We start from the raw sequence: 23,731 nt of genomic DNA, 5'->3' as shown, positions 1-23,731 counted from the left end.
GGTGCGGCCCGAAACAGGCGTGCGGCATATGTTCTGCCTCCAGAAATTCTTGCGATCGCCCTAACAGGCCCTTTCGCCGGGCGCCAGCGACAGCCAGGTCAGGCGCCATGCGCCGTCCTCGCGGCCCCCGGCACGGTAATACGGCACGAATGCCAGCGGCGCGCGATAGTCCAGCGCCATCTCGATGCGAACGCCCTCGCCCGTCGCCGGATCGCCCTCTTCGCGCAGCCATTGCGGGGGCGGCAGCTCCGGAAGCCGGATCGTCTCCTCGAACTTGAATCCGTCGATCAAGCCCGTCGCATAGGCCAGCGGACCACGACTCAAGGCGACGTAGTCGAAGCGCAGCACCTGCTGCTTCACCTCGCTGCCATCGGGCGCGCGCGATTCCTGCACGTTGCGGTTGCTGCGGAAGTGCAGCGTCGGTGCCATCGGCAGGCGCAGGCGGATGCGGTCGCCAGGGCGCCATACACGCACGATGCGCAGCCATTCGCCGGCGACGACCGCACCGACAGGCTGGCCATCGACTTCGGCACTGGCATCGCGTGCCCACGACGGGATGCGGATCTCGATGGCGAAACGGGTAGCGCGTTCCGGTTCGACACGGATGTCCACGGCGCCGTCGAACGGATAGTTCGTGGCCTGGGTCAGCACCACTTCGCCGGCCACCGGCATCAGCAACTTCGCCGAACCCGGACCCAGCAGGTTGATGCGCAAGCCGCCGGTCGTACCGCTGTAAGCCAGGTCGGGCAATTCCTCCAGCGCCATCGCGCCGCTGGATTTGCAGCAACGCCAGTAGGTGGTGTGCACGCGCTTGCCGTTGGGGAAGGAGTAGTAGCACCAATCCTCGCCGTCGGGCGCGGCCGCGCCGAGCAGGTCGTTGTAGGCGGTGCGTTCGATTTCCTCGGCGTAGCGCGCGGCGCCAGTGATGCGCAGCAGCTCGCGGTTGAGTTGCAACCAGGCCAGGATCGAACAGGTTTCCACGTAGCCCTGCGGGCTGAACACGTTCGCCGGATTGAACACTTCGCGCGAACGGTGGGCCACCCCGCCCCATGGGCCGCCACCCAGGGTCAGGTGGTGGTTGCGAATGTTGTGCCACAACTTCTCCACCGCAGTCAGGTATTCCGGATTGCCGGTGGCGCGATGCAGCTTGGCCAGGCCGACCAGGTTCCAGAGCAACTGATAGGCCTTGCCGGTGGCGATTTCCGAAGCGTCGGCGCCTTCCAGCGCCCGGCCGAGCAGGCGCAAGGCCGGATTGGCCTCGATCTGCTCCAGCACCAGCAGCGCCAATTCGAGGAAACGCTGTTCGCCGCTGGCGAAATGCAGTTCCACCGCGGCGTCCAGCAACACCGTCGCCGACATGCCGTGGTGGTTGCCGAGGCTATTGATGTCGATGCCGGCGCGCAACGTGCGCAGGCACAGGTCGCCGATGCGCACGGCGGCTTCGAGATGCCGCGCTTCGCCCAGCGCACGCCAGGTCTCGACCAGGCCGACGACCAGGTAGCTGTGCGTCCACATGTCCCAGGTGCGCAGCGCAGGCGCTCCGTCCCAGCTGACCGGTTTCGGCGGTTGCGGAACCATGAAGCGGCGAGAGGGCGCGTAGGTGCCGAGATAGCCATCGGGTTCCTGCACCGCCACCAGGTAATCGGCGACGCGGCGCAGGTGCGCGACCAGCGCGGCATCATCGCTGCGCATCACCGCCTTCGCCGCGGCGTACAACCATTTGCCGGCGTGCTCGCCGTACCAGTCGCCTTCGAGGTTGGCCGCACGGTGCTCCGGCGAGAACAGCGCAATGGCCGGACTGTGCTCGTCGACGATGAAATGCAGCAGGCGACCGCGCAGGTTCGCCGCCAGCGCTTCGCCCAACACCCCGCCCAGTTCGGTACGGTCCGGATTCATTGCTTGAGATACCTCGCCATCGCGTCGATCTGTTCCTTGCTGAGCCCCTGCGCCTGCAGGCGCATCGCGCCATGGTCGAGCGCGTCGATGATGCGTTGGCGGGGACGCGTCGCCAGTACGGCCTTCGGCGGGATATTGCCTTGCGGATGGTCGTGGCACATGGCGCAACGTTGCTGGTAGATGGCCGCCGCGTCGAGGTTGGCGGCGACGGCGGGCGCCTCGGCTGCCGTCTTGCCCGGCGCGGTCGAAGACGCCTGTTCACGATTCGCCAGCCGCCGACCGCCTTGGCCGAAGGCCTGGATGCGATCGGTGCCGACGAACACCTGACCGCCGCCGAACGCGGGTTCGTTGTACTTGCCGCTGGTGAACAATTCGCCCGGCGCGCTGCGCCACAGCATCTCCAGCGTATGCGCATCCAACGCGTACAGTACCGGACGCGGCGCCCCATCGCCGGCCAGCAGCGCCGAGCGCGGCGCGTTTTCGTCGAGGATCCAGACGATGGCATTGCGCGGCCCATCGCTGGTCACCACCGGCGAACCGGGATTGCCCAGCACCAGGCGGCGGTTGCTGCGGTCGATGCGCAGGTACGGCGGTTGTCCCGGAGCGCGCACCACTTGGACGCGAACCACCGATGGCGGCACGCTTTTCGATGAACCCGGCGCCGCTTTGGTGTTGCCGGTGGCGAAGAGGTAGTCGACGCCACGCTCATCGCGAAACGCCGCCGGCAACGAGCGCGCCCGCGCCAGATCGAGCGCCGCGTCCTCTTCCGAATACGGCCCGAACACGCTCAGCGGCCCGCGCGTACCGAATTGCGGCTGCACTTGCGGCGGCAACAGCGAACCGTCGCTGGAGGCATCCGTGCTGCACGCCGGGCGTCGGTCGAGCTTCCCCGGCAGCCGATCGCGATCCAGCAGATACAGATTGCCCTGCTTGCCGCCGACGGCCAGCAGGCGCGGCGATGCACCGGCCTGCGCATCCGGCAGCAACAGCACGCCGCCCGAACCGAGGTCGATATCGTTCTTCGCCGTGGTGCAATGGTTGAACGGCGTGTAGGTGCCTTGCAGCACGAAACCCTTCGCGCCCGGCTGCGACAGCTTCAGTACCGACTGGGTCCAGTCGTGCGCCTGTTCCTTGTAGCCGTCGAAACCGCTGCCTGTGGCCACGTACACATTGCCCTGCCCGTCCACGGCCGGTCCGCCTGCGCCCCAGATGCCGCCGCTGCCCCGGTGGGGCAGCGCCACGGCGGCGAAGGCGCTGTCCACTTTTGCGACGCGCGTCTCGACCGACGCGATCCAGCCGGTTTCGGTTTCGCCGAACACCACGTACAGATGAGATCCGTCGGGACTCAGGTTCAGCGCGCCGCGCTGCACGCGGAAATCGAACTTGCGCTTCGGCGGCACGGCCTCGGGACCGGCATTGGCGTTGAACCGGTTGAAGGTAGCTTCATCCAATCGCACGGGCCAGCCACGCAATACCTCGCCGCTATCGAGCTCCAGCGCGTACGCCTGCCAGCGTTGCTTCGGATCGCAATGGGTCACGTACAGGCGATTGCTGGCCGGATCGGCGATCGGCGTGCCGAGGATGCCGGTCGGCACGCCGTCCAGCGGCGCCGGCTGCAGTCGGCATGGCTCGCCCAGACGCTTGCGCCAGAGGATGCGCCCGGGCGCGAGGTCGCCATGGCGCGCGGCGTTGATCGCGTAGACGTAGCCGTTGCTGCTGGCGGCGATCACCACGGACAGGCTTTCGCCGCGATACGGTCCGCGGGTGAACGCCAGTTTCTCGATGTACAGCGGCGAGGCGTACAGGCGCGGCGGCTGGCCATCGAAGGCGTCGAGCTGCGGCGATTCCCAGACCAGGCCGAATTCGCGTTCGTCGAGTTTTTCCGGTGTCAGCACGCGTTCGTCGCGGCGCCAGCCGCTGCGGCCGGCATCGACGTGGAAAGTCGCTCGCGGCAGATCACCGGACTTCGATGCCATTGCCGTTGCAGGTGCTGCGGCGAGAGGCTTGTCGTCCGGAACTTCCAGTCCGGCCGTCCAAAACACCGCATTGCGCAACAGGCGGCGCACGCTCGGTTCGTCCAGCGCGGCAAGGAAGTGGCCGCCGCTGTAGACGACGCTGCGGCCGCCACCCTCGCGTTCGAACGCCCAGGCGACCTCGGTGGTTTCGGCCTTGTCGTCGAGCACGGCCTGCCCGTCGCGGAACTGCGGATGCAGGACGGCTTTCAGCAACGGCGCACGCGCGCCACCTTGCGTCGAGAAACGGAACGTCGGATAGAACTCGTCGCGATATCCGAACTCGCCGATCGCCTGCGTGACCGCATGCGCCGCCGGCTTGAGCTCGACCCACTCGGTGGTGCGGTCGAACATGCCGACGCGCGCGCCGCCCAGCCAGCGCGGCAGGCCGAGGTCGTCGTCGGGCAGCACGGTTGAAGCCTGGTGCAAGGCGACCACGCCCACGCCACGTTTCATCAACGCTTCGAACACGGCCCGCTTCGCCGGATCGCGCAAGGGATGCTTGTCCAGCCCATCGAAATACCAGACCACCGCATTGGCGCCGTCGAAAGCGTGTGGATCGCCCGGCCATCCGTCCGGATATGCGGCGACTTCAATGCGGCCGCGGGCTTCCGGATCGTCCCGCAACAAGGCCTGCAGGGTGCGGATACCTTGCGGGTAGTCGTGGCTGCCCGCCCCCTCGCTGTCGGCACCGCCGATCAGCACGACCTTGCGCGGGGGCGTCCGCTCGCAGGCGGAGAGCAACAGGCCGGCTGCCAGCAGGACGCCGGCCACCCATGCCCACGTGGCCGCCCGCGGGAATCTCACGCCGCATCCACCACGCAACGGAAACCGACGCAGCCGGAACGATCCTTGCACGGCGCCATCAGCAGGTATTTGCCGTGCTCGTCCAGGCGCAGCGCCTGCGGGAAATACCAGTGCGACGTCTGCGGACGGTAATGGCTGCCGCCGCGCAGCACTGCGGCGCGGGTGTGCGCGTCGAGGTATTCGTCGGTCCATTGCCAGACGTGGCCGACCAGATCCTCGACCCCGAACGGGCTGGCGCCTTGCGGATGCGATCCGACATCGTCGGGCGGCGAAGCGATGCGCTCGTAACAAGGTGCAGGCACTGCGCCGTCGTTCCAGGCGTCGCCCCACGGGTAGGCGCGACCATCGCCACCCTGCGCGGCGTATTGCCACTCCCATTCGCGCGGCAGGCGCTTGCCGGCCCACGCGGCGTAGGCGCGTGCGTCCTCCAGCGACACCCAGCGCACCGGCTGGCGTTCGCTGCCCGGCACGGGCGCACCATCGCGCCAATGACGCAGGAAGTTGTGCGCGTCGCGCGGCCGGTAGCCGCTGGCGTCGAGGAAGGCCCGGTACTCCGCGTTGGTCACCGGATGGCGGTCGATGTGGAAAGCGCGCATCGACATGCGTTTGCGGTGGAAGCGCCGCGCGTTCGGCTCCCACGGGTATTGCACGTCGTTGCCTTCCCAGGTCTGGCCTTCGACCTCGACGCCGCCAACGACGAACTCGAACTCCCCGGCCGGTACGGTGACCATGCCATCCGGCGCAGCAGCGACCGGAGCGGTCGGCGCGATTTCGACCAGCGTCTGCGGCAACGAATGCCACGCGCTCGATAGCGACTGCAACGGCGTCTTCGCGCGCTCGCGCATCGCGGCAAGGAAATCGTCGAGCGCTTCGTTCGCGCCCTCATCCAGCGCGAGCACCGCGCCGAAGCCGCGCGGTTCCAGCGCGAAGTCCAGCACCGCGCGGCCACCATCGAAGCGCGGCTCCAGTTCGACGCCGTTCCACAGATCGAACCAGCGCCGGCCCGCCGCCTGCGGCAGCGCCAGTTGTTCGCCTTCCACGGCGTACTCGTTGCGGTTGACCACGGTCCACAGGGTCGTGCCCTGCCCCGGGAAACGGCTGGCGAACACCCCGCGCTGCAGGGTCTTCTCGTACGGGCGCCATTCGCGGCTGGTCGGCAACGTCGGGAAACGGCGATAGATCGCGGCGATTCGGCGCAGCGACTCGGCGTCGCGCGGAACGAACTGGTTCCACAGCCCCCAGATGTTCTCCCAGGCGTTGTAGCCGATGCCATTGAAGAAGCAGTACTGCAGATCGTGGTTGCGGTCGCGGCCCCAGCGGTTCTCGTAGTTGATCATGTGGCGGGGTTCCAGCCACTTGAACTTGGCCACCGGCGGCACCGCTTCGTTCGGCGCCTTCTTGCCCCAGCTTTGCACGTTCCAGACCAGCTGTTCCTCGGCGCTGATCGTCGATTCCGGCTGCAACACCGCCGGCCGGCCCAACGCGTCGCAAGCGTCGAAGAATGCGCGCGGCACGCCGTTGTAGGTGTCGCCGTTGATGCCGTCGGCGCCGACCGCGGCGACGATCTTCGCGATCGCCTGCCAATCGGCTTCGCCCTGTTCGCGGGTGCCGTTGTCCCACGGCATGGTCGGCAGGAACACGCGCACGCCGCGACGGTGGAAGTCGTCCACCGCACCTTTCAATCCTTCCAGTCCGCCCGGCAGGTCGGCGGCCAGGTCGAACTGGTTGCGGTCGTCGATGCCGATGTTCGGGTACACGTACCAGATCAGCACGCTGTCGATGCCGCCGAAGCGCGCTTCCAGATCATCGAGGTAGCGGTCGACGGTGTAGCGGCCGCTGTCCGGATCATGAAAGAAGCGGTCCTCGACCATCATCTGCGCATGGACGAAGTTGCGCTGCGCCCATTGCAATTCCGGGCGGCGGTAGTTGGCGTCGTCGTAGCCGATCCGGGTCAGGTGTTCGCGACGCCAATCGCGCAGTTCGGCGATCCAGTCGTCGGCGCTGGCGTTGGGATCGACCTTCCAGTGGCCGATTTCGGCGAACGGCCAGCCTGGCGCCTTGCCCGGCGTGGGCAGGTAACGCTGGGTGGTGACGTGCGAGAACTTGTATTCGGTCTTCGCCGGGCGTCGTGGCGCGTCGTCGGGTTCGGAGGATGATGGCGAGTCGTTCATGGGGAATTCTTCGGTTTCGATCACAGGCGGCAGTAGGCGGCCAGCGACTGCTGCGCTTGCGGGGGGAAAGGCGGCGAATCGCGAAGGAAGGCCTCCACTTCGCCGTGTTCGGGGATGCTGGATTGCGCGCCCAGGCGGGTGCAGGCGATGGCGGAAGCCGCACTGGCATAGCGCAAGGCGTCGTCGATGCCATCGCCCTGGGCGAGGCGTGCGGCCAGCGTACCGCAGAAGGTGTCGCCCGCCGCGGTGGTGTCGACTGCCTGCACCACGAAGGCGGGTTGCAGGTGGATCTGGCCATCGATGCGTGCGATGCAGCCGCGCGCGCCGAGGGTGACCACGACGCCAGGCACGTACAACTTCGCCAGGCCCGCGGCGACGCTGGAAGATTCGCCACTGAGCAGCGCGAGTTCGCCTTCGTTGACCACCAGCACGTCGAGCGCGGCAAGCAGGGACTCGGGCAAGGATCGCGCCGGCGCGGCGTTGAGCAGCACCTTCACTCCAGCTGCGCGTGCGGCGGTGGCCCACGCGCCCACGGCTTCCAGCGGCGTTTCCAGTTGCAGCAGCAGATGCGAAACCGCGTCCAGCGGCGGCAGGTGTTCGGCACGCAACGCGTTGTTGGCGCCGGGTGCGACGGTGATGGCGTTCTCCGCGTCGTCCGACAGGCAGATGAAGGCGGTGCCGGTCGGTTGGTCGGGCGTGCGCACGATCAACGGTTCGACGCCGGCATCGCGCAACGAAGCTTCCAGAGGCACGGCGAAGGCGTCATCGCCCAGGGCCAGCAGCATGCGCGTCGGCGCGCCGCCGGCACGGGCGCAGGCGACCGCCTGGTTGGCGCCCTTGCCGCCAGGGAAGGTGGCGAAATCGCGGCCGAGCACGGTTTCGCCCGGCGCGGGCACGTGCGGTGCGCGCACGACGAAATCGAGGTTGGCGGAGCCGGCGACCAGCAGGTGGCGCTTGTTCATGGCAGGGTCTGGTAAACGAGGTTGAAGAAGGGGACCGACAGGCGCGGCAATTCGTTGGCGCCATCGCGGGGCAGATGCTGCGCCAACAGGATAGCCACCAGACCCCGCCTGCGGTCGATGGTGAAGTAGGTGGATGCCGCTCCAGACCAGCCGAACTGCCCCACCGAGCCCAACCTCCCCCGCTTCTCGACATCGGTTACGACGTATCCACCCAGGCCGAAGCCTTCGCCAGGCGCAGGCCCCGCCGGCGGCGGATCGAAGCCCGCCAACTGGTCGCGCATCATCAGTTTGACGGTCGCATTCGACAGCAGGCGCGTACCGTCCAGTTCGCCGCCATTGGCCAGCATCCGCGCGAAGCGCAGATAGTCGGCAGCGGTCGAATACAGTCCGCCGGCGCCGTTGTCGTAACGGTTCAGGCGCACGCCCGGCTGACGAGCGCTCTCGGTGTCGGCCAGGACCAGCTTGCCGTCGTCGCCCCTTGCGGTCAGGTCGACGATGCGATCGCGCTGCGCTTGCGGCACTTCGAAGCCGGTATCTTTCATGCGCAACGGGGTGAAGATCCGCTGTTGCAGGAATTCGCCGAACGGCTGGCCGCCGACGACTTCGACCACCCGCGCCAGCACCTGCGTGTTGACCCCGTCGTAATGGAAATGGGTACCGGGCGCTTCGGCCAGCGGCGCTTGTGCCACGCGCCTGGCGTAGTCGGCGAGATCGCTGGCTTGGTCGGGCGCGGCCTGCTGCAACAGGTGCGCGGCCTGCGGGTGTTCCGCCGCATCGGTGGCGAAACCGGCGGTATGGGTCAACAGGTTGCGGATCGTCGGCCCCGCATTTTCCGGGTCCCGTGGCTCGCCCGCCTTTCCTTCCCCTTCGCAGAAGGAGGACAGAGGGGGATCCGCTTTTCCGCCCGATGTCGCGAAAGGCAAATCCCCCGTGGCCCCCTTTGAAAAGGGGGCGAAGCAACGGCGCAGTCCGGCGAATTCCGGCAGGTAGCGCGACACCGGTGCATCCAGCGACAGCTTGCCCTCTTCCACCAGCATCAACGCCGCCACCGAGGTGATCGGCTTGGTCATCGAGTAGATGCGGAAGATCGCATCGGGCCGCATGCGGTCGTGACGTGCGAGGTCGCGATAACCGAAGGCGGCCACGTCGGGGGGCTTTCCATCGAGCGAAACCACGCTGACCGCGCCCAGGTAGCCGTGCCGAGGGGCGGTGGCCTGTTCGAGGAAATCGCGCAGGCGCTCGGACTGCGGCGAGATCCGTTGCGAAACTCCGGCTGTGGCGGACGCGCGCCCTTGCCCCGCACAAACCGTGGTTGGCGACAGCAACAAGGCTGCCGCCAACGTTATTGCATATGCCGCTTGCGTCACCAGGTGAACTCGTGGGTGAACGACACCATGCGCCCACGTCCGGCCCAGTAGTTGCGGAAGCCCGGTACCTGCGACCAAGTCAGGATGTACTGCTTGTTGAATACGTTTTCCACGCCCAGCGAGAAACGGCCGAAGCGTTGCGTGCGGTAGTTGAGGCCAAGGTCGAACAAAGTGTAGCCGTTGGTCTTCTCGGTGTAGCTGAAGGTCGCGCCGTCGAACGGCCTCGTATCCTTACCGGACAGCGATCGCGACAACAGCGTGGTGAAACCGAGGGTCACGTCCCCTTGCGGCAGGAACTTCCAACGCGCCGACATCACGATCTTGTCGGGGTTGACGTCCAGCGCGCCCATCGGCTTGTTCAGGCCACCCGCCGGATAGCGACGGCGGGTGTCGGCGGTCCAGAACGAAGTCATGCCGCGGATGTGCGAATAGATCAGGCTCAGCTTCCAGTCGTCGTCGATGTTCAGGTCGCCGTTGAACTCGAAGCCCTTGATCTCGGTCGGCGCGCGGTTCAGCACGAAGTCGTTGGTTGCGGGATCGATCGCCAGCGAGGTGCCGAAATCGGCGTTCGACTGGTAATACGAGGCGCCCATCGAAGCGAAGTCGCCGCGCCAATTGAAGCCGACTTCCTTGTTCTCGACGATGATCGCCTGCAGGTCGACGATGCCCTTCACGCTTTGTCCGTCGGTGTTGACGTTGCGCAGCGGGATGCCGACGTTCGGCAGTCCGAAGCCTTCGCCATAGGCAACGAACGCCGACCACTGCGGACTGATCTGCCAGACCGCGCCGAGGTTCTTCATAGTTTCGGCATAGGACAGCGTGCCGCCCTCGACGAACTTGCGGCCGCGGAACCAGGTCGTGGTGTAGGAATCGACGTGCAGTTCGCCGTCTTCGCGACGCAATCCGCCGCTGATCGTGACCGGGCCGATTTCATAGCTGAGCTGCGCATACGGTGCGACGCTGGTGTATTCCATCGGCGGCACCCACAGGCGGTCGGTCAGCGCCAACCGCTGCTCCGCGGTGTCCTTCACCCAGTCGACGCCGGCGCGCAGTTCGAGTCCGTCGACGCCGAACAACTGCGGCCGGGTCCAGGACGTGCGCAGGCCGCGCTTGTCGGAGTTGATTTCCGACTGGTCCCAGATCAGGCCGTCCGGGCCGTTCGGCGGGATCAGCGGATCCTGGCGATCCGACCCGTTTTCGGGCGGATAACGCATTGCCTGGTCGGCCCAGTAGCCATTCAGGACCAGGGTGCCACCGAGGAAATCGCCGTCGGTGTACATCACGTTGACCTGTTCGAAGTCGTTGAACTCCGCCTTGGTACCGAACAGGTGCCCGCGTTCGGACGTGTTCGGAACGGGGTTCGGGCAGGACACCGGATCGTAGCGGCAGCCATCGATCTGGATGTAGTTGCCGTTACCCTGGATCTTGAAGCGGCTGTAGGTGGCCTGGATGCGCTTTTCGCCGTCCTCGCCGAAGTTGTAGCCGCCCTTCAGGAAGAGGTTCTTCGCGACCGAATCGTTGACCGAGCCGCTGGTGTTCATGCCCAACCGACGCCCCTCGGCGTCGTAACCCATGCCGCGGTCGATGATCGACGCACCGACGACCAAGTCGTAGTCCTCCTTCTTGCGCATGAAGTTCAAGCCGACCTTCCAGCCGGAACTGTCGTCCTCGAACTGGGTGGAATAACGGGTCAACAGGCGGAACTCGTTGCCTTCCTTCCTGGGCACTGCGGAGATGTAGTTGATGATGCCGCCCGCCGCGCCGATGCCTTCCGAAGCCGACGGACCGTTGATCACCTCGATGCGGTCGACGATGCCCATGTCGGTGAACGTGGCGTTGCGGGTGCCTTCGCGCAACGGCGAACCCTGCGGTACGCCGTCGAACAGGCGCAATGCGATGCGGCCGCGCAGGTTCTCGCCGGTATTGCTCATCGCCTGCGAGGCCTCGGAATAGCCGGGCACGGTGCGGGCCAGGACCGCCGTCGCGTCCTCGGTGACCAGCAACGTGTGCTTGATCTCCTCCTTCGACACCAGGGTGATCGCGCCCGGGATCTTGTCCACCGCCTTGGGCGCGCGCGTACCGGTCACGACCATGCGGTCGAGGTTGGTCGCCTTGTCATCCTGGTCGCCGCCATCGGTGCTGGCGGCCTGCTGGGCCATCGCGCCGGCGGGGAACAGGGATGCAGCCAGCACGCAGGTGATCGCCGCGGTCAGTCGATTGGTCATGACGTTTCTCTGATGGATGTACGGTGGCTTCGATGACGGCCGTTGCGGCCGCCGCGTTTACGTTCTAGTCGCCATGCCCGTGCGGACATGGTGGCCGGCAACGCCCCTCCCGGCGCACCTGCAGCCTGCTTGCACTGGTTTTCGCCGCAGCTTAGGTCGCGGACGCAGGCGATTGAACCGCCGTCCGCTATGTTCAGTGACTAGAAATTGTCTTTATTGCGCTGCAGCAGCGCGCCGGATTCAATCGACGCGGCGGCTTTCCCGGATCAGCACGTTGACCAGCCGTTCGCGCACGCTGGAACGCGACCACACCACCCCTATCCGGCGCGGTTCCGAAGGCAGCGGCAACGGCATCCGCACCAGGTCGAGGCCTTCCGGCCACGGCCGCGCCCAGTCCGGCACCAGCGACACGCCCAGGCCGCGGTCCACCATCACCGCGATCGCGTTGAGCGCGTTCAATTCGAAACGCTCGTGCGGAACGATGCCCGCGTTACGCAGGTATTCGTCGGCCTGGCGTCCGCCCCACTGGTGGCGGTCGTAGCGGATCAGCGGCTCGCTGGCCAGCAACTCGTGCGGATCGCGGCCGGCCATCCGCGCCGGCGCCAGCACCACCAGCGGCTCTTCGCGCAGCAGCTGGAACTGGCAGGTCTTCGGCAACGAATACGGCGCCTGCAGCACCAGCGCCGCGTCCAGTTCGCCCGACTCCACCGCGCGGTAGAGGTCAGCGGAATAGCCGGGCTGGATGAACACGTTGATCTGCGGGAAGTTCTCCACCATCCGCGCGAGGATGTCCGGCAGCATGCCGGCCAGCGCAGTCGGGCAAGCGCCGACGCGCAATTCGCCGGAGATCGCATTGTCGTTGGCGACGCTGCGCAGGTCGGCCACGTCGCGCAACAGGTCGCGCGCCCGTTGCAGGATGCGCGAGCCCTCCTCGGTCATGCTGACCGTGCGCCCGACCCGCGCCACCAGGGTCGCGCCCAGCTCGCGCTCCAGCGTGCGCAGCTGCTGGGCCACCGCCGCCGGGGTGATGTTGAGCTCGCGCGCCGCCGCGGCCATCGAGCCGCGGTCGACGACCGTCACGAAGGTGCGCAGGAATTGGGTGTCCATCGGTGCCGGTTAGCCTAGCCGAGCGTGGGCGGTTTCGCCAAAACCGCTCATTCGGCCGGTATCTGGTCGCGACGGTAAATGGTCAGCCCCTGCAGCGACTGCTTCGGCGGCGGGAAGAACAGGCTGGCCAGGTAGCCGATCACGATGCACAGCAGCACCGAGATGGCCAGGTAGAAGTATGGGTGCACCAGCTTGAACGACCAGGCCACGAAGGTCAGCGCGATGCTACAGGCGATGCCGATGGCCACGCCGGGCGCGTTGGCGCGGCGGGTGAACATGCCCAGCGTGTACGCGCCGGCGAAACCGCCGCCGAGCAGGCCGGCCAGCTCGATCGACAGGTCGAACAGCGAGGAGATGTCGAAGCGCGCCAGCACCAGGGCGATACCGATGCCGATCAGGCCGACCACCACGGTCATCACCTCGGCGAACAGCACGCTCTTCTTCGGCGTGGGGTTCTTCGCCAGCTTCTCGTAGAAATCGACCGAGATCAGCGTGGCCACGCTGTTCATGATGCCCGACAGCGTGGCCATCGCCGCGGAGAAGATGCCCGCGATGATCAGCCCGGTCACCCCGGTCGGCAGTTCGGCCGCGATGAACAGCGGGAAGGTCGCGTCGACCGGCAACAACGGGTTCATCCGCTCCGGGTGGTTCATGTAGTACACGTACAGCGCGGTGCCGATGCCGTAGAAGACGAACCCGCCCGGAATCATGATCAGGGCGAACGCCCACACCGAACGCCCCGCCTCGCGCGCCGATTCGGTGGACAGCACGCGCTGCATCAGCACTTGGTCCTTGGGGAAGGTCAGCACCACTTCGAACAGCACCAGGAAGATGAAGCCCCACACCGTCGCCTTGGTCAGGTCGAAGCTGAAATCGAACAGCTTGGTCTTGTCGGCCGCCGCAGCCACGCTGGTGAATTCGCCGAAACCGCCCTTGACGTGCCAGATGATGAACAGGATGGCGAAGATCGCGCCGCCCATCTTCACGATGACCTGGACGAAGTCGGTCCAGATCACCGCCTTCATGCCGCCCATTGCCGTGTAGATGATGGTGAAGCCGCCCATCAGGAACACGCTCCAGACCACGTCGATGCCGGTGATCGTGGAAATGGCCAGCGCCGGCAGGAACAGGATCACGCTCATCCGGCTGCCGATCTGCATCACGATGGCCAGCGCGCTGGCCAGCATGCGGATGGCCGGATGGAAACGCGTCTCGAGGTACGAGAACACCGACATCAGGTTCAACCGGCGCAGCAACGGCACGATCCAGATCGCCACGAACACCAGCCCGAGCACCGCGATCAGGTTGTTGGTCAGGTACTGCCAGTTGGTTTCGAACGACTTGGCCGGGATGGCGATGAAGCTGATCGAGCTGGTGTTCGCGGCGTACAGGCTGACGCCCGCCGCCCAGAACGGGATCGAACGTCCGCCGACGAAGAAATCGGACGTGGACTTGCGCTTCTCGCGCAGGTAGAAGTACAGACCGATGCCGATCATCGCGGCCAAGTAGACCACCAACACCAGCCAGTCCAGCCAGCCCAACAGCAGCTTGCCCGCCTTCACTTGCGCCGTGCCGGCCTGCAGTTCCGTGCTGCCGGGCGTGCGCGACAATTGCAGCAGACCGTCGCGCCAGCCGGCCGTCGCCACGCCGCCGGCCGGCAGTTCGCCGGGCAGCTCGGCCCAGGCGCGTGTGATGATCTGGAAGGTCATCAACTTCGCCGTCGAGGTCGCGTCGGCGGGATCGCGCACCGCGTACAGCACGTGCGCCTGCCCCATCGCCCGCGCGGCGCCGGAAACCACCCGGCCCGGGACTGCGTGCGCCGACAACCAGCCCTTCTCTTCCACCCAGGTCCACAGCGCATCGCCCGCGACACCCTGCCCGGCTGTCGTGACCAGCAGCTGTCCACGCTGGACCACGAACGAAGTCGGTGCGCCGCCTGGCCATGTCGGTTTCGCCTGCCACACTGGCCGCGCGGCGGCGCGATCCAGCACGAACACGCGCGGCTTCGATGCCGCATCGATGCCCGCGACATAGACCACGCGCTCATGCACCGCGCCCAGCGCGTCTTGCAAAGCTTCCGGCAGCGCGGGCAAGGCCTGCGCGCGCAGGCGGTTGTCGGTCAGGACCAGTTCGGCGACTCCATCGACGCTCGCGTCGCGCGGAGAAGTCAGTACCAATGCCTGCGTACCGTCGCCAAAAGCGCTTCGAATCTGCGCGGTCGGCGTATTCCAGTCGAGCGGCTTCCATGCGTTCGCCTGCAACGCCCACGCCTTGCTCTCGGCCAGGGCCAGCGGCTGCTGGTTGGCGACGGCGAGCACCGGCTGCGCGGATGTCGCGAGCGGTGGCAACTGCTGCCGTTCGACCGAAGCGAGGCTTTCGGCGAAGCCGCTCACGGGCAGCAGTGCCAATACCGAAACCAGCAGCGAGGCGAGACGTTGACGGAAGGTCGTCGGGGCAGAAGGCATTCGTCGCGTCTCGGCTCGGATTCGGTGCTGTGGTCAGGGCCGCGCGGCGCGCAAGGTCGCTTCGGCGCGTTTCAGATACGGTGCGTCGACCATGCGGCCGTCGACGACGAAGGCGCCGCGGCCTTGCGCATGCGCGGCCTGCGCCGCTTCGACGACCTTGCGTGCGTGGGCGATTTCGGCCTCGCTGGCACGAAACACCTCGTTGGCCCACTCGACCTGGCGTGGATGGATGCAGCTCTTGCCGAGGAAGCCCAGCGACCGCGACAACGCCGCTTCGGCGCGGAAGCCCGCTTCGTCGTCGATGCCCGCGAATGCCCCGTCGTAGGCGAACACACCCGCTTCCGCCGCGGCCATGCGCAGCGCGAACATCACGGCATGCAGGTTTTCGCGCTTCGAGCGGTCGATGCCGAATGGCTCGAACAGATCGCCCAGCCCCAGTTGCAGGCCTACCAGTATTTCGTCGGCGCCGGCGATCGCTGCCGACTCGCGCAGTCCGCGCGGCGTTTCGATATTGGCGAGGAGATCGGGCACCGCGCCCTGCGGCCACATCGCCCGCAGTCTTTTGGACGCGGCACGTACCTGCTCGGCGGATTCGACCTTGGGCAGGTTGACGATGTCCAGCGGCGCACCTGCCAAGGCCGCCAGGTCGTGTTCGAAATGGGCGGAGTCCCGCGCGTTGACACGCACGATCAGCAGCTTGCCGGAGGCCACGGCTTCCGGGCTGCGAACGAAGGCAGCCACGTCTTCGCGCGCCCGCGCCTTGCCCGATTCGGGCACCGAATCTTCCAGATCGAACGACAGCGCATCCGCCGGCCCGGCCAGCGCCTTGGCGAACAGCTCCGGCCGCCCCCCGGGCACGAACAGCTTGCTACGCATCGCTCTGGCTCGTCATGGGCGCCAGTGTCGGACAAACCGGAGCCAAGGAAAATGATTTCCCCGGTGTTTCAGACGGAAGTTTTACTTTCTTCAGCGACAACCCGCACAGAGAAAATCCCGCTTGCGCGGGATCTTCTCGTGCTCGAACCAATCTCCCGCGACCGGACCGGCCGCCTCAGGGAAGCTGGCTGAAATCCACTTCCGGATGGATCAGGTTGGCCGAACGGTCGAAGTACTGGTCTGGCGCTACGGTATCGCTGAAGAAGCCGTCGTTGCGCAGGAAGAATGCGTTGCCGTTCGCTCCGCCGGCGAAGTCCAGGCGCTGCTGGTTGCGACCGGTGGCGTCCACGGTGAACCTGGCCCGGGTGATCTCGGTCCATGTCCCGTCGGCGCCGATCGCCCATTGGTTCCCGTACGAAGCCCTGCGGCCCAGGTATCCCGTGGCGGGGTTGAATCCCTCCAGGAAGGAATACGTGGAAGTCAGGTAGGACACCCTGCCGACGTACTTCCACGTCGCCAGGAATTTCCATTCCACGCCCGACTTCGCATTCTTCTTGTCGACAGGCACGCCGAACCAGAAGGAATACAGCGTATTGCCGCTGCCATCGGGTTGCGCGCGGGTCAGGAAGCGGTAGGTCTTGCCGGCTACCCACGGGAACACCAGGTGGCTCTGGCCGCCGGTGCCCTCGCCGCCGAACCCGTTGGTGATGACCTGGCTGCCCTTGCGCACGAGCGTGGTGCTGCCCGTGGGCGAATCCCACACCGAGAACAACACCCAGCGTTCCTTCGGAGAATTCACCTGGATGCCGGCATAGCCCACGTCGAAACCGTTGGCCATGTAGTACGTGCCGACCGGATCCTGCCCCTGGGGCACGGTGATCTCGCTATAGAAGTACTCGGTGTTCGCCGGCACACCGAAGCCCAGGTGTACCGACGGACCGCGCCGCGACCAGTAGAAATTGGCCGGGTCGTTGGCGAACACGGCGCCGGTCGACGCAGCGCCGTCGATCAGCAGGTCGGAGATGTCGCCGAAGTACTTACCGTCGGTGGAGACGCCCTGCAAATCGACCTTCACGTAGCCGGGCGCATCGACGTAAAAACTGCCGACGGGGAATGGGGATGTCCCCGTGCCATACAGATCCGCCGTCCGCGTCTGGCCGCCCAGGCTGACCTTGACCTGGCTATGGCTGGCGCCGGCCAGCGAACCGGCCAGCGACAGGTCCAACGTCCCCGCCTGCCCCGCGTAGAAATAGGTGCTGACCACCGTCTGCGACGAAGTCCAATTGTGCAGTCCGGTGTCGTTGATGGTTTCGGCGGCGTTCTTGGGCGCCACGGTGATGTAGGCGTTGCCGCCGAGCGGCACCGAGGTAGCGGTCTGGGCTTCGGCCAGTCCGACATACGAAAACATCAGGCCCAGCAATGCTGCGGCAACGTAGCGCATGACCCCTCCAGATATCTGCTTGCGGGATACAACAGGAAGAAAGCGATGATCGAACTGCATCGGGCGGTTCCGACGCCGGACGGACCCGGCGTCGGAGTGCGTCGCCGCCGGCGAACCGGCGCGGCCCGGCTCAGAACTTGTAGCCGACGCTGAAGCTGTAGCTGCGGCCCAGGTTGCTGGCGTAGCCGGAATAGGTCATCCAGTCGTTGGGGTCGAAGAACGGCTTGCGGTTGAACAGGTTCTTCAGGGTGAAGCCGACATGCCAATGGTCGTCCGGCTGCCAGTTCAGGCCGAGGTTGGCCGTCCACCAAGCCGGCACTCCGTCGCAGTCGCTGGGCGCCACCGCCACGTAACCGCCGGTGCAGGTTTCGGCGTTGTTGTCGAGCGCGTCGTACTTGTCCCACGCCCACTTGGTCTTGCCGACGTAGTTGACGAAAAAGCTGGTGGTGACTTCGCCATAGCTCCAGTCGGCGTTCAGCGTGGCGCGCAGCCGCGGGTTGCCGTAGTAACCGACGAAGTTGCCGTAGTACCAGCCGGATCCATCGTCGAAGTTGTACATGTTGCGGCGCGCGATGGTCGCGGCCACGCCGATGTTCAGGTTGCCGTAGTCGCCCAGGTCGAAACGGCTGCGCGCGTCGATGTCGAAGCCATCGACCAGGGTGCGACCACGATTCTTGTACTGGCCAATGACGCTGGCCACATTGCCGGTGCTGTAGCTCGGCAACGTACCCGGGCAGGTGACGCCGCTGGCCGGATCCGCGCACATTGCCGCCAGCGCGGCCAGGTTGGCCTGGTCGGTCTCGGTGATCGGGAAGCGGGTCATCTCGATGATTTCTTCCGGATTGCTGTAATCCGGCGCGACGATCTCGTTGCGACGGTAGATGAACCACCAGTCGGCCGACACCGACAGCCACTTGGCCGGTTCCCACACGAAGCCCAGCGTGGAAATCTTGGCCTTCTCCGGCTTCAGGTCGGGGTTGGGCCGGGTCATGCGCGCCACGTTGCGGCTGCAGTCCGAGTTGTACAGCGAGTTGCCCAGGTCCACGTCGGTCTGGCGCTGCGACTGGCGCAGCAAGGTGGCGATCGCGTTGGTCTCCGCGCAACGGGTTTCGTCGCGGTAGCCGCCGATCTGCGCGTACACGCCGCCGGTGCCGGATTCGGCCAGGCTGGGAGCGCGGAAACCTTCCGAGTAGGTACCACGCAGCAACAGCTGGGGCAGCGCCTGGTACTTGATGCCGATCTTCGGCGCGACGTTGGCGCTGAAGTTCGGGTACTTGTCCAAGCGCACCGCCATGTCGAGTTCCAGCTTCTCGGTGATCGGCGCCACGGCCTCGGCGAACAGCGCATAGGTGTTGCGCTTGCCATCGAACCACGAGCCGCCCTGCTGGGTGATCTTGCCGTTGGCCGCGTCCTCGTTGCCGGGCGTGTAGAAGGTCTCGCGGGTCGCGTTGAAGCCGAACGCCGCGCGCACTTCGCCTGCCGGCAGGTTGAACAGCGGGCCTTCGATCTTGCCGTCGAGCGTGTGCAGGCGCGTCCACGACTGGATGTCGAAAGTCGGGAACGCCTCGCGGATCAGCGCCGCGTTGGCTTCGCTGATCTCGCCGAACTTGTAGGCCGGGTGGTCGGAAATGATCACGCGACCGGTACCCGGATCGATGGTGAATGGACCGAACGCCTTGATGAAACCGTCGATGTTGACGTTGGTGGTCTGGTAGGTGACCGAATGGGTGCCGGCGCTGGCGAACGCGGTTTCCCAGTTCCAGTCGCCGAGACTGCCCTTCAGCCCGGCCAATACCCGGTAGCTCTTGTCGGTATTGCGCTGGCCGAAATGGTTGCCGCCGACGTCCTGCAGCAGGTAACTCAGGCCAACCACGCCGCCGTTTATCGCCTTCAGTTCCGGACTGGCATGGTTGTACTCGTTGTCCGGGCCGAGCCACGGCGTCAGGAATTGGTTGACGGTGGTACCGGTATTGCGCGAGAACCAACTCTGCGGGTTGCCGGTGGTGGTGCCGAACGCGCGCGGCGTGCCGCCGTTGGCGGTCAGGTCGATGTCGGTGTAGGTCGCCTCGGCGAAGGCTTCGGTGTTCTCGCCGATGAGGAAATGGCCGTTGACGTAGGCGGTGACGCGCTCGGATTTCGCACCGCCTTCGATCTCGTTGTTCAACCAGGTCTGCCAGATGCAGCGCGTGCCGGTCGCCACTGCGAGCACGTTGTTGCAGCCCGGCGCCGCTTCGTCCCGGCGTACTTTCGTCACCGGATCGATGGCGTAGTAATAGCCCGGATTGAAGACGCCCGGCGCGCTGCCGGTGCCGATGCGCAGGTTGTTGATGTAGTTCGGATTGTTGATGTAGTACTGGGCCGGCTTCTTGTCGTACATCTCGCTCAGCGGGATCGGATCGCGCCGATACAGGTTGACCGAGGCATAGACGTTGTAGCGGTCTTCATCGAGGTCGCCGAAACCGCCGGTGATGCTGGCCTGGTGCTCGCCGTAGCTGTCGAATCGCGACGACTTGTCGGTGACGAGATTGACTTCCAGGCCCTTGTACTCGCGCTTGGTGATCACGTTGATCACGCCGGCCACCGCATCGGTGCCGTACACGGCCGAGGCGCCATCGGTCAGCACTTCCATGCGTTCGATCGCCGCGGCCGGGATCGAATCGATGTTGACGAACTGGGTCTGGAAGCCCGCCGGCGCGCCGTAGTACGACAGGCGACGGCCGTTCAACAGCACCAGCGTGCCCTGCGCGCCGAGTCCGCGCAGATTGGCTTGCGACGCGCCATCCGAGCCGGTGAACAGCGACTTCGAGTCGACCTGCGCAGGACGCGCGGCCGGCAGGTTGTCCAGCACCTGCAACAGGGTGCGGGCACCCATGTTTTCGATGTCCTGCCTGCTGATGATCTGCACCGGCGACGCGGTTTCCACGTCGGTGCGCTTGATGTTGGAACCGGTGACCTCGATGCGGGCCAGTTCGGTGGCCTTCTCGTCCTTCTTGTCCTGTTCCGCCGGCGCTTCCTGCGCAGCGAGCGGGCCGGCGGCCATTGCGGCGGCCAAGGCGATGGACAGGCCGGTCAGGGCGATGCGGTGGTTGCGGCGGTTTGCAGACATCTTGTTTCCCGTATCTGTGATGGATCGTGCGGCGCGTCGTGCAAGACGGTGCGCAGGGCGAAGCGGAAGTCTTTCTTGCTGGATCGCGGCACCGCCGTCATGGCCGGGCCGGCCGTCGGAACGGTGCCGCGAGATCCCCATCGACTCAGTAGTCGTAGGTGATGCTGAAGCGCGCCGAGCGCGGCGCCTGGGTGTTGGTCGGCATTTCGTACATCGGCCAGCCGCTCTGCGGGTTGTCCGGGCTGTAGTTCCAGTTCCGGTTCAGTGCCGTCTGCTCGTTGAGCAGGTTGAACACGTCGAAATGGAAGCCAAGCTTGTGATCGGCGAACGCCGGCCGGTAATGCACGCCCAGGTTGATCGAGTTGTTCCAGCCCAGGCGTCCCTTCTTGCCGGGAGGCGTGGGCTGGCCTGTCCCCGGAACCGGCACCAGGCTGCCCTCGGAATTCAGAGTCCACTGGCCATCGCACCAGTAGAAGCCGCCGTAGCCATAGGGCTTGGTCTGATCCGGTCCGTACTTGCCCAGGCAGTACTTGGGCCCGCCGGAGACCATCGTCAGGTTGCCGGACACCTGCCATTCGCGGTTCAGCTGGTAATAGCCGAACAGCTTGATCTGGTGGGTATGGTCGTAACCGTACGGACCGTTGGCGTTCACCATTACCGCGGGGTTGTCCCAGTCGGTTTGCTGGGTGCCGCCGATCGAGTCGCTGCGGGTCTGGCTCTGGCCTTCGCTATTGCCGTAGGCGCGCGACCAGGTGTAGTCGAACTTGCCGTACCACTTCCCGTCGAAGGCATGCTCGACGAAGAAGTTCAAACCGTTGTACTTGCGCTTCAATTTCGGGAAGCCCATTTCGGCGGCGGTCATCGGCACGTCGTGATACACGCCGGACGTATCCTTCACCACGATGACGTTGTCGATGCCGGGATTGATCTGCCGGCACCAGGGGTCCCCTTCGTAGTCGACCTCGATGCCCATCGCCTCGGCCTTGTCGAAATGGCCCATGGCCTTGCCGTCGAAATCCGGCCCACCGTCGGCGTTCGTGCCGTTGCAGAAATCGTCGATGACGCTGCGCAACTCGCGATGGGTGAACTTGGCGCCGAAGGTGTTGTGCGAATCGAGCGCCTTGACGAAGCCCAGGATGAGCTCGTCCTGTGCCTGTGGCTTCAGGTCCTTGGCGTAGATCAGGTGGAAGTCCGGGCTCTGGCCGTAGGAACCGTTGATCGAAACCGGCTCCGTCATCTGGGTCAGGCCGGTCGGCACGCCATTCGAATCGATGCCGCTGTAGGTGTAGTACTGCTGAGTGTTGAGCGCGCTGTTGGCCAGCCAGCCATCCGAGGAAAGCGGCTGGTTCATGTCGTAGCGGCCCAGGTTGCCGAACACTTTCAGACTGCTGTCGCCGTGCGCGTCCCAACTGAACCCAAAGCGCGGCTGCCACAGGTTGTTCTGCTCGACGTAGGTATCGTGGTGGGTGTTCTCGTTCCGATAGCTGTCATGGCGGATGCCCAGCGTCAACAGCAGGCGGTCGGTGACTTGCCAGTTGTCCTCCAGGTATTCGGCCTGCTGGTAGGTATACAGGTCGCCGCCGGTACGGCGCACGTTCTTGGTCACGTAATAACCGCTCGCGCCATTCGGATAGTCCGCCGTGGCCGGAACGCCGATGTTCGGATTCAGCGGAATCGTCGGCGAGTCGGTGTGCCCATACGACCATGAATAGCCTGGGCCGGTCGGCAGGCTGCTGTTGATGTCCACCGCGGTGGAGTCCAGCCGGTCCACGCCGAAGTTGAGGGTATGCGCGCCCAGCACCCAGTTCAGGTCGATGCGCCAGTTCTTGGTGTTGAACTCCCCGGGTGCGGCGATCGACGAGCGTGTTTGCTGGCTGCGGATCGGCGTTCCGCCGTTGTAGGCCGGATTCTGGAACTCCGGACTGCCGACGAACGCGTTGGTCGTGTCCAGGCCGACCGGTATGGTCTCCGACTTCAGGTCCATCTTGCCGTACTGGGCGCTGAGGGTCAGCGTGTCGGTCAGGTAGCCCGTGTACTTCGCCGCCCAGAAGCGGCCACCGTTGGTGCCGTCGCTCTGGCTGTTCGGTTTGACGTCGCCGCGCTTGCGGTTCAGGAAATCGTAGTGGTACTGCGTGCTCGTGCTGTCGATGTTGTTGTAGTCACCAGTCAGTTCCAGCAAGTGGTTGTCGGTGATGTTCCAGTTGATCTTCGCGTACAGCTTGCGGTTTTCCGAACTGGATTCGGTGTAGGTGTCCGAGGTCACCGAACCGACGGAGTGGCCATCGGTATTGCTCTGTTCGGCTGCGACGAAGAAGAACAGACGGTCGCGCAGGATCGGGCCGCCGATGTAGGCGTCGTAAGTCTGGGTCGACGACTCGTTCTCGCTGCGCGGGCTGTACAGCATTCCCGTCTGGGCGGCTTGCGCGGTCGGCGTGCCGAAGGCGTTCATCGGCAAATGCGAGTAATAGAGATCGGTCTGGTCGGCCCGGGACCAGCTGGGGAAGAACACCGCCGTGCCACCGAACTTCCATTCGTTGGTACCGCTCTTGCCAAGGATGTTCAGAACTCCGCCTTCCGAACGGCCGTACTTCGCGCTATAGCCACCGGTATAGATTTCTTCCTGGTCGATCGCGCCGTAAGGCAGGGTCAGGCCGCCCTGGCCCTGGTTGGGATCGGTGGTGTTGAAGCCGTTGACGTAATAGACATTCTCCACCACCGAGGCGCCGCCGAAGCTGGACAGCGGCGCACCGAAACGGCCGCTGGCCGCGGTGGTGCCCGGCACCACGCCCGGCGCCAACAGCGCCGCGGCTTCGGCGGAACGGGCCAGCGGCAGTGCCTTCAATTGCTCGGAGGTGAGCACAGTGCGCGAGTCGACCGACGTCACGTCGATGGCGGCGCGGGAGCCCCGGACGGTGACCTGGTCGAGCTGCTGTACGTTGTCGCCACCGCCGGCGAACGAAACGTTCTCGCCCTGCCCCACGCGCAGGACCACGTTCTCCTGTGTCTGCACGACCTTGCCGTCGCGCTGCAAGGTGACGGTGTAGGTACCCACCGGCAATTGCGCGGCGGTGTAGCGGCCGTTGCTGCCCACCGCGATCTCGCGCGTCGCACCCGTCGCCGTGTTGTGGATGACGATGGTCTGGCCTTCGCCGGCCGGTACCTGGCCATAGATGCTGCCCACCGTTGATTGGCCATGGACGGTGCCTGCGGCCAGCAGGGAACCGATGGCGACGATCAGGCACTTCTGTCTCAAGGAATGTCCGCTTTTCATGAAACCTCTCTCTCACGAATGCATG

The 23,731-nt window shown here is 65.7% G+C and carries 12 protein-coding genes; all 12 read right to left on the bottom strand.

Features of this window, described 5'->3' with window-relative positions; genetic code table 11:
• Positions 1–60 precede the first annotated feature (60 nt).
• Entirely contained in the window at positions 61–1,896 is a 1,836-nt protein-coding gene (locus tag J5837_RS12760) for a glycoside hydrolase family 127 protein (RefSeq protein ID WP_210537153.1), read from the bottom strand.
• Positions 1,893–4,715 carry a ThuA domain-containing protein gene (locus J5837_RS12755; protein ID WP_210537152.1) on the bottom strand — a complete coding sequence of 941 codons (2,823 nt, stop codon included), beginning with the start codon at positions 4,713–4,715 and terminating at the stop codon, positions 1,893–1,895. Before J5837_RS12755 ends, J5837_RS12760 begins: the two co-directional genes overlap by 4 nt.
• The gene (locus J5837_RS12750; RefSeq protein ID WP_210537151.1) at positions 4,712–6,886 is read right to left on the bottom strand and encodes a formylglycine-generating enzyme family protein; all 2,175 of its coding nucleotides are present in this window, start codon (positions 6,884–6,886) and stop codon (positions 4,712–4,714) included. Before J5837_RS12750 ends, J5837_RS12755 begins: the two co-directional genes overlap by 4 nt.
• Positions 6,887–6,906: 20 nt before the next feature.
• Positions 6,907–7,848: a ribokinase gene (locus tag J5837_RS12745; RefSeq protein ID WP_210537150.1), complete on the bottom strand. Its 942-nt coding sequence runs from the start codon at positions 7,846–7,848 to the stop codon at positions 6,907–6,909.
• Positions 7,845–9,176, bottom strand: coding sequence for a serine hydrolase domain-containing protein (locus J5837_RS12740; RefSeq protein WP_210537149.1), 1,332 nt, complete (start codon positions 9,174–9,176; stop codon positions 7,845–7,847). Before J5837_RS12740 ends, J5837_RS12745 begins: the two co-directional genes overlap by 4 nt.
• 35 nt (positions 9,177–9,211) lie before the next feature.
• Complete coding sequence (locus tag J5837_RS12735; RefSeq protein ID WP_210537148.1) at positions 9,212–11,440, bottom strand: TonB-dependent receptor; 2,229 nt, start codon at positions 11,438–11,440, stop codon at positions 9,212–9,214.
• A gap of 240 nt (positions 11,441–11,680) precedes the next feature.
• Positions 11,681–12,547, bottom strand: a complete 867-nt coding sequence (locus J5837_RS12730) for a LysR family transcriptional regulator (RefSeq protein ID WP_210537147.1) — start codon at positions 12,545–12,547, stop codon at positions 11,681–11,683.
• Between the two features lie 47 nt (positions 12,548–12,594).
• Positions 12,595–15,012 carry a sodium:solute symporter gene (locus tag J5837_RS12725; RefSeq protein WP_210537146.1) on the bottom strand — a complete coding sequence of 806 codons (2,418 nt, stop codon included), beginning with the start codon at positions 15,010–15,012 and terminating at the stop codon, positions 12,595–12,597.
• A 33-nt stretch (positions 15,013–15,045) separates the two neighbouring features.
• Positions 15,046–15,888, bottom strand: a complete 843-nt coding sequence (locus J5837_RS12720) for an HpcH/HpaI aldolase/citrate lyase family protein (RefSeq protein WP_210537145.1) — start codon at positions 15,886–15,888, stop codon at positions 15,046–15,048.
• Between the two features lie 175 nt (positions 15,889–16,063).
• A complete protein-coding gene (locus J5837_RS12715) occupies positions 16,064–17,329 on the bottom strand; it encodes a DUF3472 domain-containing protein (RefSeq protein ID WP_210537144.1) in 1,266 nt (421 codons plus the stop codon).
• 130 nt (positions 17,330–17,459) lie between these two features.
• On the bottom strand, positions 17,460–20,435 hold the full coding sequence (locus J5837_RS12710) for a TonB-dependent receptor domain-containing protein (protein WP_244755945.1): 2,976 nt from the start codon (positions 20,433–20,435) through the stop codon (positions 17,460–17,462).
• A gap of 145 nt (positions 20,436–20,580) precedes the next feature.
• The gene (locus J5837_RS12705; RefSeq protein ID WP_210537143.1) at positions 20,581–23,688 is read right to left on the bottom strand and encodes a TonB-dependent receptor; all 3,108 of its coding nucleotides are present in this window, start codon (positions 23,686–23,688) and stop codon (positions 20,581–20,583) included.
• Between the last annotated feature and the right edge of the window lie 43 nt (positions 23,689–23,731).

The sequence above is a fragment of the Pseudoxanthomonas helianthi genome (assembly GCF_017939625.1).
Classification (GTDB): Bacteria; Pseudomonadota; Gammaproteobacteria; order Xanthomonadales; family Xanthomonadaceae; genus Pseudoxanthomonas_A; species Pseudoxanthomonas_A helianthi.
Note: the sequence above shows the minus strand (reverse complement) of the source record. Positions and strands in the feature narration are given on the sequence as shown.